This is a genomic window from Stenotrophomonas sp. 109824_Sma (assembly GCF_056480025.1).
The window spans coordinates 4,318,259-4,331,343 of sequence record NZ_CM151078.1; the positions used below are offsets into that span (position 1 = coordinate 4,318,259).

Sequence of the window (13,085 nt, forward strand, 5' to 3'; positions counted from 1 at the left end):
TTGCGCATTGCCCCGGCGTCCCGCCTGGTCCAGCCCTCTCGGAGTCCTCGTAATGTCACGTGTTTGGAAGATCGTGCTGCTGGTCGTGGCAGTGCTGGTGCTGGCCGTGGTCGGCCTGCGCGTCATGGGCGGGGGCAAGGACAAGGCCGGTGGTGCGGCTGCGGGGGCGCGCCAGGGCGGCGAGGATCCGAATGCCGGTCCCGTACCGGTGACCGTGGTGGATGCCACGCGCCAGGACGTGCCGGTGTATGCCAGCGCGCTGGGCACGGTGACCGCGATGAACACCGTTACCGTCAGCCCGCAGGTCGGCGGCCAGCTGATGAGCCTGAATTTCCGCGAAGGCCAGGAAGTGAAGCAGGGCGATGTGCTGGCGGTGATCGATCCGCGCACGGCCCAGGCCAGCTATGACCAGGCCGCCGCGGCCAAGCGCCAGAACGAAGCCCTGCTGGCCACCGCGCGCTCCAACTTCCAGCGCTCGAACGCGCCGGAGTATCGCCAGTACGTCGCCAAGACCGATCTGGATACACAGCGAAACCAAGTGGCACAGTACGAAAGCGCGGTCGCAGCGAACGAGGCCAGCATGCGCTCGGCACAGGTGCAGCTGCAGTACACCAAGGTCACCGCACCGATCACCGGCATCGCCGGCATCCGTGCGGTCGATGCGGGCAACGTGGTCAACGCCGGCACCGCACTGGTCACGCTGACCCAGATCCATCCGATCCACGTACTGTTCAACCTGCCCGAGCGCCAGCTCGGCGACGTGCGCCAGGCGCAGGCCGCCGGTACGGTGCCGGTGGCCGCGCTGGACCGTGCCGATTCGCACGTGTTGTCCGGCGACGGCAAGCTCGACGTGGTCGACAACCTGATCAGTGCCGACAGCGGCACCTTCAAGGCGCGTGCCCTGTTCGACAACACCGACAACGGCCTGTGGCCGGGCCAGTTCGTCAACGTGCGCATGCAGCTGCGCACGATCGGCGGTGGCGTGGTCATCCCCACCCAGGCGGTGCTGCGTGGCCCGGACGGCGAGTACGTCTACATCGTGCAGGGCGACAACACGGTAAAGATGCAGACCGTGCGCAGCGGCGTGGAAGTGGGCGACAGCCAGGTGCAGATCGCCGAAGGCCTGAAGGGCGGCGAGCGGGTGGTCAGTGAAGGCCAGTTCCGCCTGAAGCCAGGCAGCAAGGTCACCGCGCTGAAGCCGGGCGAGACCCCGGCCGCACCGACCGAGGCCGAACTGAAGGCGGCCGAGCAGAAGAACGCAGGCGGCGGTGGCCGTCGCGGTGGTGGCCCGCGCTGAGCGCAGGCCACTGATCTCCCTCGCGCCGGCGACCCTGCCGGCGCCGACATTGAAGTGCCAGCAAGGATCAGTCCGTGGGCTTTTCGACGATCTTCATCCGCCGCCCGATCGCCACCTCGCTGTTGATGGCGGGCCTGTTGCTGCTGGGCATCCTCGGTTACCGCAAGCTGCCGGTGTCGGCACTGCCGGAAATCGATGCGCCCAGCCTGGTGGTCACCACCCAGTACCCCGGCGCCAACGCCACCACCATGGCCTCGCTGGTCACCACGCCGCTGGAGCGCCAGTTCGGGCAGATTTCCGGGCTGGAGCTGATGACCTCCGATTCGTCGGCCGGGTTGTCCACGATCATCCTGCAGTTCTCGATGGACCGCGACATCGACATCGCCGCGCAGGACGTGCAGGCGGCGATCCGCCAGGCCACCCTGCCCTCGTCGCTGCCCTACCAGCCGGTCTACAACCGGGTGAACCCGGCCGACGCGGCCATCGTCACCCTGAAACTGACCTCTGACACGCGCCCGCTGCGCGACGTCAACAATTACGCCGATTCCATCCTGGCCCAGCGCCTGTCGCAGGTGCAGGGCGTGGGTCTGGTCTCGATCGCCGGCAATGTGCGACCGGCCGTGCGCATCCAGGTCAACCCGGCGCAGCTGTCGAACATGGGCCTGACCCTTGAGCAGCTGCGCAGCGCGCTGACCCAGGCCAACGTCAATGCGCCGAAGGGTTCGTTGAACGGCAAGACGCAGTCCTACAGCATCGGCACCAACGACCAGCTGGCCAGCGCCGCCGAGTACCGCGACACCATCATCAGCTACAAGAACGGCCGCCCGGTGCGGCTGTCGGACGTGGCCGAGGTGATCGATGGCGTGGAGAATGACCAGCTGGCCGCCTGGGCCGACGGCAAGCCGGCGGTACTGCTGGAAGTGCGCCGCCAGCCCGGTGCCAACATCGTGCAGACCGTCGAGCGCATCCGCGCGATCCTGCCGCAGCTGCAGGGCGTGCTGCCGGCCGACGTGCACCTGGAGATCTTCAACGACCGCACCGAGACCATCCGCGCGTCGGTGCATGAAGTGCAGTTCACCCTGATCCTCACCATCGGCCTGGTGGTGGCGGTGATCTTCGTGTTCCTGCGCCGGTTGTGGGCCACGATCATTCCGTCAGTGGCGGTGCCGTTGTCGCTGGCCGGCACCTTCGCGGTGATGGCCTTCGCCGGCATGTCGCTGGACAACCTCTCGCTGATGGCGCTGGTGGTGGCCACCGGCTTCGTGGTCGACGATGCGATCGTGATGATCGAGAACATCGTGCGCTACATCGAGCAGGGCAAGAGTGGCAAGGAAGCGGCCGAGATCGGCGCGCGCCAGATCGGCTTCACTGTGCTGTCGCTGACGGTCTCGCTGGTGGCGGTGTTCCTGCCGCTGCTGCTGATGCCCGGCGTCACCGGCCGCCTGTTCCACGAGTTCGCGTGGGTGCTGAGCATCGCCGTGGTGCTGTCGATGCTGATCTCGCTGACGCTCACCCCGATGATGTGCGCCTACCTGCTCAAGCCCGACGCCCTGCCCGAGGGCGAGGACGCGCATGAGCGTGCGGCGGCGGCCGGCAAGCAGAACCTGTGGACGCGCACCGTCGGCCTGTACGAACACAGCCTGGACTGGGTGCTGGGCCACCAGCGCCTGACCCTGGCGGTGGCCGGCGGCGCACTGGTGCTGACCGTCCTGCTGTACGTGCTGATTCCCAAGGGCCTGCTGCCCGAGCAGGACACCGGCCTGATCACCGGCGTGGTCCAGGCCGACCAGAACATCGCCTTCCCGCAGATGGAACAGCGCACCAAGCAGGTGGCCGAGGCACTGCGGCACGATCCGGATGTGACCGGCGTATCGGCGTTCATCGGTGCCGGCAGCATGAACCCCACGCTCAACCAGGGCCAGCTGTCGATCGTGCTGAAGGAGCGCAGCCAGCGCGATGGCCTGGACGAGATCCTGCCGCGCCTGCAGAGGGCAGTGGCCGGCATTCCGGGCGTGGCGCTGTACCTGAAGCCGGTGCAGGACGTGACCCTGGATACCCGCGTGGCCGCTACCGAGTACCAGTACTCGCTGTCGGACGTGGATTCGGCGACGGTGGCCACCCAGGCCACGCGCCTGACCGAAGCGCTGCGCAAGCGCCCGGAACTGGCGGACGTCGACAACAACCTGTCCAACCAGGGCCGCGCCCTGGAGCTGAACATCGACCGCGACAAGGCCAGCGTGCTGGGCGTGCCGATGCAGACCATCGATGACACGCTCTACGATGCGTTCGGCCAGCGGCAGATCTCGACCATCTTCACCGAGCTCAACCAGTATCGCGTGGTGCTGGAAGTGGCGCCGGAGTTCCGCACCAGCACCGCGCTGATGGAACAGCTGGCCGTGGCCTCCAACGGTGCCGGCGCACTGACCGGCACCAATGCCACCAGCTTCGGCCAGGTCACCTCGTCGAACTCGTCGACCGCCACCGGCATCGGCGCGCAGAACACCGGCATCACCGTCGGCGCCGGCAACATCATCCCGCTGTCGGCGCTGGCCGAAGGCAAGGTCAGCAGTGCGCCGCTGGTGGTCAGCCACCAGCAGCAGCTGCCGGCGGTGACGGTGTCGTTCAACGTGGCGCCGGGCTATTCGCTGTCCGAGGCCGTGCGTGCGATCCAGGAGACCAAGGACAGCCTGGACATGCCGACCCACCTGCATGCCGAGTTCATCGGCAAGGCCGCCGAATTCACCGGCAGCCAGACCGATGTGGTGTGGCTGCTGCTGGCCTCGCTGGTGGTGATCTACATCGTGCTGGGCGTGCTGTACGAGAGCTACATCCACCCGATCACGATCATCTCCACGCTGCCGCCGGCCGGTGTCGGCGCGCTGCTGGCGCTGATGCTGTGCGGCCTGAGCCTGTCGGTGGACGGCATCGTCGGCATCGTGCTGCTGATCGGCATCGTCAAGAAGAACGGCATCATGATGGTCGACTTCGCGATCGAGGCGCGCCGCGCCGGTGCCAACGCGCACGAGGCGATCCGCCGTGCCTGCCTGCTGCGTTTCCGCCCGATCATGATGACCACCGCCGCGGCCATGCTCGGTGCGCTGCCGCTGGCACTGGGCACCGGCATCGGATCGGAGCTGCGCCGCCCGCTGGGCATCGCCATCGTCGGCGGCCTGCTGCTGTCGCAGCTGGTGACCCTGTACACCACGCCGGTGATCTACCTGTACATGGAACGCTTCTCCGAGTGGCTTGCCCGCCGCCGCGAACAGCGTGCGCTGCGCAACGGTTCGCTGCAGGAGCCGCAGGCATGATCCACGCCCCGCTGCTGCGGGGGGCCGCACGATGAACCTGTCCGGCCCCTTCATCCGCCGCCCGATCGGCACCGCGCTGCTGGCCATCGGCCTGTTCATGGTCGGCCTGATCTGCTACCTGCGGCTGGGCGTGTCGGCACTGCCGAACATCGAGATCCCGGTGATCTTCGTGCATGCCAGCCAGTCCGGCGCCGACGCGGCGACCATGGCCTCCACGGTCACCGCGCCGCTGGAACGCCATCTCGGCCAGCTGCCGGGCATCGACCGCATGCGCTCGTCGAGCTCGGAAGGCAGCTCGCTGGTGTTCATGATCTTCCAGAGCGGCCACAACATCGATTCGGCGGCGCTGGACGTACAGACGGCGATCAACTCGGCACAGGCCGACCTGCCCTCGGGCATGGGCTCGCCGATGTACCAGAAGGCGAACCCGAACGACGACCCGGTGATCGCCATCGCGTTGACCTCGCAGACGCAGTCCGCCGACGAGCTGTACAACGTCGCCGATTCGCTGCTGGCACAGCGCATCCGCCAGATCAGCGGCGTTGCTTCGGTCGACATCGCTGGCGCTTCGACGCCGGCGGTGCGCGTGGACGTCAACCTGCGCCTGATGAACGCGCTGGGCCTGACCGCCGATGACCTGCGCAACGCCGTACGCGCGGCCAACGTGACCTCGCCCACCGGTTTCCTCAGCGATGGCAACACCACCACCGCGATCATCGCCAACGACTCGGTCGCGCGTGCCGCCGACTTCGCCGACCTGGTGGTCAAGACCCAGGGCGACGGCCGGGTGATCCGCCTGAAGGACATCGCCAACGTCTACGACGGCCAGCAGGATGCCTACCAGGCCGCATGGTTCGACCACAAACCGGCGGTGGTGATGTACGTGTTCACCCGTGCCGGCGCCAACATCGTGGAGACCGTGGACCGGGTCAAGGCACAGATCCCGACCCTGCGCGACTACCTGCAGCCGGGCACCACGATGACGCCGTACTTCGACCGTACGCCGACCATCCGTTCGTCGCTGCATGAAGTGCAGATCACCCTGCTGATCAGCCTGGCGATGGTGGTGCTGACCATGGCGCTGTTCCTGCGCCGGCTGGCACCGACGCTGATCGCCGCGGTGACCGTGCCGCTGTCGCTGGCCGGTGCCGCGCTGGTGATGTACGTGATGGGCTTCACCCTGAACAACCTGAGCCTGCTGGCGCTGGTGATCGCGATCGGCTTCGTGGTGGACGATGCGATCGTGGTGATCGAGAACATCATGCGCCACCTCGACGAAGGCATGCCGCGCATGCAGGCGGCACTGACCGGCGCCCGCGAGATCGGCTTCACCATCGTCTCGATCACTGCCTCGCTGGTGGCGGTGTTCATCCCGCTGCTGTTCGCCAGCGGCATGATGGGCGCGTTCTTCCGCGAGTTCACCGTCACCCTGGTCGCGGCCATTGTGGTCTCGATGATCGTCTCGCTGACGCTGACCCCGGCGCTGTGCAGCCGCTTCCTCAGTGCGCACGACCACAGCGCGCCACCGTCGCGCTTCGGCCGCTGGCTGGATGCCGGCCACGAGCGCATGCTGCGCATCTACACCGTGTTCCTCGATTTCTCGCTGCGCCACGCGCTGCTGATGTCGCTCACCCCGTTGATCCTGATCGGCGTCACCGTGTTCCTGTTCGGGGCGGTGAAGAAGGGTGCGTTCCCGCCGCAGGACACCGGCCTGATCTGGGGCCGCGCCAACTCCAGCGCCACCGTCTCCTTCGAGGACATGGTCGCCCGCCAGCGCCGCATCACCGACATGCTGATGGCCGACCCGGCAGTGAAGACCGTGGGTGTCCGCCTGGGTAGCGGCCGCCAGGGCTCCAGCGCACAGTTCAACATCGAGCTGAAGTCACGCAGCGACGGCCGCCGCGAAACCACCGCACATGCGTTGGCGCGACTCAGTGCCAAGGCCGATCGCTACCCGGACCTGCAGCTGCGCCTGCGCGCGATCCAGGACCTGCCCAGCAACGATGGCGGCGGTTCCAGCCAGGGCGCGCAGTACCGCATTTCCCTGCAGGGCAACGACCTGGCCGCACTGCAGGAATGGCTGCCCAAGCTGCAGGCGGAACTGAAGAAGAACCCGAAGCTGCGCGACGTCGGTACCGACGTGGACAATGCCGGGCTGCGCCAGAACATCCAGATCGACCGTGCCAAGGCCGCGCGCCTGGGCATCACCGTGGGTGCCATCGACGGCGCGCTGTACGGTGCGTTCGGCCAGCGCCAGATCTCCACCATCTATTCGGACATCAACCAGTACAGCGTGGTGGTCAATGCACTGCCCTCGCAGACCGCCACCCCGGCGGCGCTGGATGAGGTGTACGTGCGTGCGCGCAACGGCGACATGGTGCCAATCACCGCGGTAGCCACGCAGATGCCCGGCCTGGCTCCGTCGCAGATCACCCACGAAAACCAGTACACGACGATGGACCTCAGCTACAACCTGGCTCCGAACGTGAGCATGGGTGAGGCCAAGGCGATCATCGATGCCACCGTGGCCGGCATGCGCATGCCCGGCGACATCCGCCTGGCCGACGATGCGGGCTTCGGCTTCAATTCCGATCCCAGCGACATGCTGATCCTGGTGCTGGCCGCGATCCTGACCGTGTACCTGGTGCTGGGCATGCTCTACGAGAGCCTGATCCACCCGGTCACCATCCTGTCCACGCTGCCGGCGGCGGGCGTCGGTGCGCTGCTGGCGCTGTTCGGCACCAACACCGAGCTGTCGGTGATCTCGATGATCGCGCTGGTACTGCTGATCGGCATCGTCAAGAAGAACGCGATCATGATGATCGACTTCGCACTGGTGGCGCAGCGCGAGCATGGGCTGGCACCGCGCGACGCCGCGCGCGAGGCCAGCATCGTGCGCTTCCGCCCGATCATGATGACCACGATGGTGGCCATCCTGGCGGCGGTGCCGCTGGCGATCGGCCTGGGTGAAGGGTCCGAACTGCGCCGACCGCTGGGCATCGCGATGATCGGCGGCCTGCTGTTCTCGCAGAGCCTGACCCTGCTCAGCACGCCGGCGCTGTACGTGATCTTCTCGTGCCTGGCCGAACGCTGGCGGGCACGCCGCGCACGCAGGCGCGAGGCGAAGTTGCTCAAGCGCGCGCAGCGGGCCTAACTTCGGTAGAGCCGGCCGCTGGCCGGCTTCCTCCGTACAACGAATCTGCCGGCCAGCGGCCGGCACTACCGTGGTGGTCCGCCCTCCATATTTCACGCGCAGCCCGCAATAATGGTCGGAGGTCCCTCCACCGAGCCTGCATGCCCGCCCGACAATCCCGCCTCAGCCGCCTCTGGGCCCACGAGAAGGCCAGCTACGGCCTGCGCGTGTTCATCGCGCTGGCCACGGCCGTTGCCGTGTGCTGGCAGTTCGATGCGCTGACCGCCCTGCCCGGCGTGTTCCTCGGCATCATCGCCAGCGCCATCGCCGAGACCGACGACAACTGGTGGGGCCGGACCAAGGCCGTGGCGCTGTCGCTGCTGTGCTTCTGCATTGCTGCGGCCTCGGTGATCTGGCTGTTCCCGTGGCCGTGGATCTTCATCGGCGCGCTGGCATTGTCCACCTTCGGGCTGACCCTGCTTGGCGCGCTCGGCGAGCGCTATGCGTCCATTGCCCAGGCCACGGTGACCCTGGCGATCTACACCATGATCGGCCTGGAACAGCACGGTGCCAGCGACCTGCACAGCGCGCTGGACGCGGTCAGCCACCTGCTGGCCGGCGCAGTCTGGTATGGCCTGCTGTCGATCCTGTGGACCGCGCTGTTCGCCAACCGGCCGGTACGTGAGCGCGTGGCGCGGCTCTACCAGGAACTGGGCCGCTACCTGCAGCTGAAGGCCGCGCTGTTCGAGCCGGTGCGCGAAGCCGACCTGCAACGTCGCCAGCTTGATCTTGCCGAACAGAACCGTCGTGTGGTCGGTGCACTGAACGAGGCCAAGACCGCGATCCTGGCCCGCTTCGGCCGCTCCGGCCGCCCCGGCGTGAACTCCGGCCTGTACCTGCGCCTGTACTACATGGCGCAGGATTTCCACGAACGCGCCAGTTCTTCGCACTACCCGTATGGCGCGCTGGTGGACGCGTTCTTCCACAGCGACGTGCTGTATCGCTGCCAGCGCCTGCTCGACCTGCAGGGGCAGGCCTGTGCCCGCCTGGGCGAGGCGATCCGCCTGCGCCGTCCGTTCGTATACGGCGAAAGCAACCAGCAGGCCGGGCGCGACCTGGCCGATGCGCTGGCCTACCTGCGCGACCAGCAGCGGCCGCAATGGCAGCGCCTGCTGGGCTCGCTGGACCTGCTGGTGCACAACCTGCGCAGCATCGAACGGCGCCTGCTGGATGCCGAACGCTCCGAAGCGAGCCTGGACAACGTCGATACCCGCCTGCGCGACAGCAACCCGCACACCCTGCGCGAGATGGGCGTGCGCATCCGCCAGCAGCTCACGCCCGGTTCGGTGCTGTTCCGCCACGGCCTGCGCATGGCGCTGGCGCTGATCGCCGGCTTTGCAGCGATCCGCCTGTTTAATGCGCAGAACGGTTCGTGGGTGCTGCTGACCATCGTGTTCGTGTGCCGGCCCAACTTCGGCGCGACCCGCCAGCGCCTGGCACAACGCATCGTCGGCACCCTGGCCGGCCTGGTACTGACCTGGGCGCTGCTGCAGCTGTTCCCGCAGCTGCACGTGCAGCTGCTGATCGCCCTGCTCTCTGCGCTGCTGTTCTTCTTCACCCGCACCGACCGCTACCTGGTGGCGTCGGCGGCGATCACCGTGATGGCACTGACCTGCTTCAACCTGATCGGCGATGGCTTCGTGCTGATCGTGCCGCGCATGGTCGATACGGTGCTGGGCTGCGCGATCGCAGCGGCGGCAGCATTCCTGATCCTGCCTGACTGGCAGGGCCGGCAGCTGCATCTCGTCCTGGCGCGCGTGCTGGACACTGCGGCTCGCTACCTGGATTCGGTGCTGGGCCAGTACCGCAGCGGCATGCGAGACGACCTGGCCTACCGCATCGCGCGGCGCGACATGCACAACGCGGATGCCGCGCTGTCCACCGCACTGTCGAACATGCTGCGTGAACCCGGCCATGTGCGCCGCAATCTGGATGCCGGCTTCCACTTCCTGGCGCTGTCCAACACGCTGCTCGGCCATCTGTCGGCATTGGGCGCGCATCGCGACCAGGTGGACAGCTATGCTGGCGACCCGCTGGCATTGGCGGCCGGCGAGCGCGTGCGCAAGGCACTGCAGCAGCTGGCTTCGGCCCTGACCGCGCGGCAACCGGTCGCGGAAGATGACAATGACGCCGACCGCGCAGTGGCCGCCGAGCTGGAGCAGATCGACGAGGCAATGCCGCCGAAGCTGCAGCTGATCCGCACGCAGATGGCGCTGGTGCTGCGGATGCTGCCGAAGGTGCGGGCAGCGGCCAATGAAGCGGTGACCAGCCTGACCTGATCCCTCATCGCTGAATCGGGCACGCCATCCATGCATGGCGTGGATCCGCTGCGCCGTGTGCAACGGCGCATTGCATCCAGCGCTGCAGTTCGATCACGCGGCCACGCGGATACTGGGCAATCCCCCGCTCCGGATCATCGCCATGAAAATCGAACTCAGCGGTCGCACCGCGCTGGTGACCGCCTCCACCGCCGGCATCGGCCTGGCCATCGCCCAGGGCCTGGCTGCCGCAGGTGCGCGCGTCATTCTCAATGGCCGCAGCACCGACAGCGTCGAGCGCGGCCGCCAGCACCTGCTCGCCGCCGTGCCGGGAGCCGACGTGCTCGGCATCGCCGCCGACCTCTCTGAGGGAGCCGGTGTCGAAACACTGTTGGCCGGCCTGCCCAAGGTCGACATCCTGGTCAACAACGCCGGCATCTTCGGCCCACAGGACTTCTTCGAAACCGATGACGCGACCTGGGAGCGCTACTGGCAGACCAACGTGATGTCCGGCGTGCGCCTGTCGCGTGCGCTGCTGCCGGCGATGGTCGATGCCGGCTGGGGCCGCGTGCTGTTCATTTCCTCCGAATCGGCACGCAACATCCCCGCCGACATGATCCATTACGGGGTCAGCAAGACCGCGCAGCTGTCGTTGTCGCGCGGCCTGGCCAAGCGCGTGGCCGGCAGTGGCGTCACCGTCAACGCGGTGCTGCCCGGCCCGACCCTCTCCGATGGTTTCGCGGCGATGTTCGAGGATGAACGCCAGCGCAGCGGCAAGCCGCTGGAGCAGATCGGCCGCGAGTTCGTGATGGCGCACCGGCCGTCCTCGGTGATCCAGCGCACTGCCACGGTCGAAGAAGTGGCCAACATGGTGGTGTACCTGGCCTCGCCACAGGCCTCGGCGACCTCGGGTGCTGCGCTGCGCGTGGATGGCGGCGTGGTCGACGATATCGTCTGAGAGTGCCGACAGGTGTGCGGACCAACCGTCCGCACCCACAGTCGTGGGGCTTCAGTAGATCCACGCCATGCGTGGATGCATCCCGCCATGGTCCCGACGGGTGGGCAGGAATGCTAGGCTGCGCCGGTCAAGGAGGTTCCATGTCCGGTCACAACCAGTTCGCCCTGCTGCGCCAGCGCCGTTTCCTGCCGTTCTTCGTGGTCCAGGCGCTCGGTGCGTTCAACGACAACGTGTACCGGCAGGCGATCATCAGCATGTTGCTGTTCATGGCCGTGCCGGAGGAAGAACTGGGGCTGTATGCCACGCTGGCGCCGGCCATCTTCATCCTGCCGTACTTCCTGTTCTCGGCGCTGGCCGGGCAGATCGCCGACAAACTGGAAAAATCGCGGCTGATCGTGATCACCACCACCATGGAGATCGTGATCATGTCGCTGGCGGCCACCGGCTTCCTCACCCAGAGCCTGCCGGTGCTGCTGGTCGCACTGTTCTGTACCGGCATGCAGTCGACCCTGTTTGGGCCGGTGAAGTATTCGGTGCTGCCGTCGGTGCTCAGGCCCGAAGAGCTGACCGGCGGCAATGGCCTGGTCGAGATGGGCACTTCGATGTCGATCCTCTCCGGCATGATCGTCGGCGGCCTGGTGTTCACCGTGGCCGGCAGCCACGGCACAGTGGTGGCTGCGTGCGCGATCATCGCCCTGGCGATCTGCGGCAACATCGCCGCCCGCCTGATTCCCAAGGTCGATGCCGGCGACCCGAACCTGAAGATCAACTGGAATCCGTTGCCGGAATCGCTGGTGGTGCTGCGCATGGCGCGCCAGCAGAAGGCCGTGCGCAACTCGATCCTGGGCGTGTCCTGGTTCTGGTTCGTCGGCACCGTGCTGACCTCGCAGCTGCCGGCCTACGCGGTGACCAACCTGGGTGGCCAGCCGACCCTGTACATCTTTGCGCTGGCCCTGTTCTCGGTCGGCACCGGCGTCGGCTCGCTGTTGTGCGAGAAGCTGTCGGCCCGCACGGTGGAAATCGGCCTGGTACCGCTGGGTGCGTTCGGCATGACTGCGTTCCTGCTCGACCTGTACTTTGCCCGCAGCGGCGAAGCGACGGTGCACGGGCTGACCATCGGGCCGTTCCTGCAGCAGCCCGGCAGCATCCGCATCGTCATCGACCTGATCGGCATCGGCCTCTTCACCGGCATCTTCGTGGTGCCGCTGTTCGCGCTGATCCAGAGCCGCACGCCGAAGGCGCAGATGTCGCGCGTGTTCGCCGCACTGAACATCCAGAACTCGGGTTTCATCGTCGCTGCGGCGCTGCTGTCGCTGGCCGCCCACAAGCTGCTGCACTGGACCATTCCGCAGCAGTTCCTGGCGCTGGCCATCGCCAACGCACTGGTGGCGATCTACATCTTCACCATCGTCCCCGAATTCCTGATGCGCTTCCTCAGCTGGCTGATGGTGCGCACCCTGTACCGGCTGCGCCCGCACGGCATCGAGGCCAACGTGCCGGACGAAGGCGCCGCACTGCTGGTCTGCAACCACGTCAGCTACATGGACGCACTGATCCTGTCGGCGACCATCCCGCGCCCGGTGCGCTTCGTCATGTACTACAAGATCTTCAACATCCCGGTGATGCGCTGGATCTTCCGGACCGCCAAGGCGATCCCGATTGCCGGGGCGCGCGAAGACCCGGCGCTGATGCAGCGTGCGTTCGATGAGATCGACGCCGCGCTGGCCGAAGGTGAACTGGTCTGCATCTTCCCCGAGGGCGCCCTGACCCGCGACGGGCAGATGGCGCCGTTCAAGTCCGGCGTCGAGAAGATCCTCGAGCGACGGCCGGTGCCGGTGGTGCCGATGGCGCTGCGCGGCATGTGGTCGAGCATGTGGAGCCGCCGCGACAGCCGCCTCGGCCGCATGCGCGTGCCGCGCCGTTTCCGCGCCACGGTCGAGGTGGTGGCAGCGCCGGCCGTGGATGGCCACACCACCAGCGCCCCGGTGCTGGAGGCCCAGGTGCGGGCCCTGCGTGGTGATCACGCCTGATCGACCGCACGGCCGCGGCTAAAGCGTCCAAGCGACAGCCC

At 67.3% G+C, this 13,085-nt stretch carries 6 protein-coding genes; all 6 read left to right on the forward strand.

Features of this window, described 5'->3' with window-relative positions; genetic code table 11:
* The first annotated feature begins 52 nt into the window (after nucleotides 1-52).
* The 6 genes from ACZK1G_RS20270 (at nucleotide 53) to ACZK1G_RS20295 (ending at nucleotide 13,044) form a co-directional block, all read left to right on the forward strand.
* Nucleotides 53-1,297 (forward strand): efflux RND transporter periplasmic adaptor subunit, encoded by a 1,245-nt coding sequence (locus tag ACZK1G_RS20270; RefSeq protein WP_049447277.1) that lies wholly within the window; start codon nucleotides 53-55, stop codon nucleotides 1,295-1,297.
* A 74-nt stretch (nucleotides 1,298-1,371) separates the two neighbouring features.
* On the forward strand, nucleotides 1,372-4,605 hold the full coding sequence (locus ACZK1G_RS20275) for an efflux RND transporter permease subunit (protein WP_049447276.1): 3,234 nt from the start codon (nucleotides 1,372-1,374) through the stop codon (nucleotides 4,603-4,605).
* 31 nt (nucleotides 4,606-4,636) lie between these two features.
* Nucleotides 4,637-7,759, forward strand: a complete 3,123-nt coding sequence (locus ACZK1G_RS20280) for an efflux RND transporter permease subunit (RefSeq protein ID WP_014038720.1) — start codon at nucleotides 4,637-4,639, stop codon at nucleotides 7,757-7,759.
* 140 nt (nucleotides 7,760-7,899) lie between these two features.
* Nucleotides 7,900-10,077 (forward strand): YccS family putative transporter, encoded by a 2,178-nt coding sequence (gene yccS / locus ACZK1G_RS20285; RefSeq protein ID WP_101766185.1) that lies wholly within the window; start codon nucleotides 7,900-7,902, stop codon nucleotides 10,075-10,077.
* A 142-nt stretch (nucleotides 10,078-10,219) separates the two neighbouring features.
* Complete coding sequence (locus ACZK1G_RS20290) at nucleotides 10,220-11,014, forward strand: SDR family NAD(P)-dependent oxidoreductase (protein WP_101766452.1); 795 nt, start codon at nucleotides 10,220-10,222, stop codon at nucleotides 11,012-11,014.
* 140 nt (nucleotides 11,015-11,154) lie between these two features.
* A complete protein-coding gene (locus ACZK1G_RS20295; protein ID WP_101766186.1) occupies nucleotides 11,155-13,044 on the forward strand; it encodes an MFS transporter in 1,890 nt (629 codons plus the stop codon).
* Nucleotides 13,045-13,085: the final 41 nt, after the last annotated feature.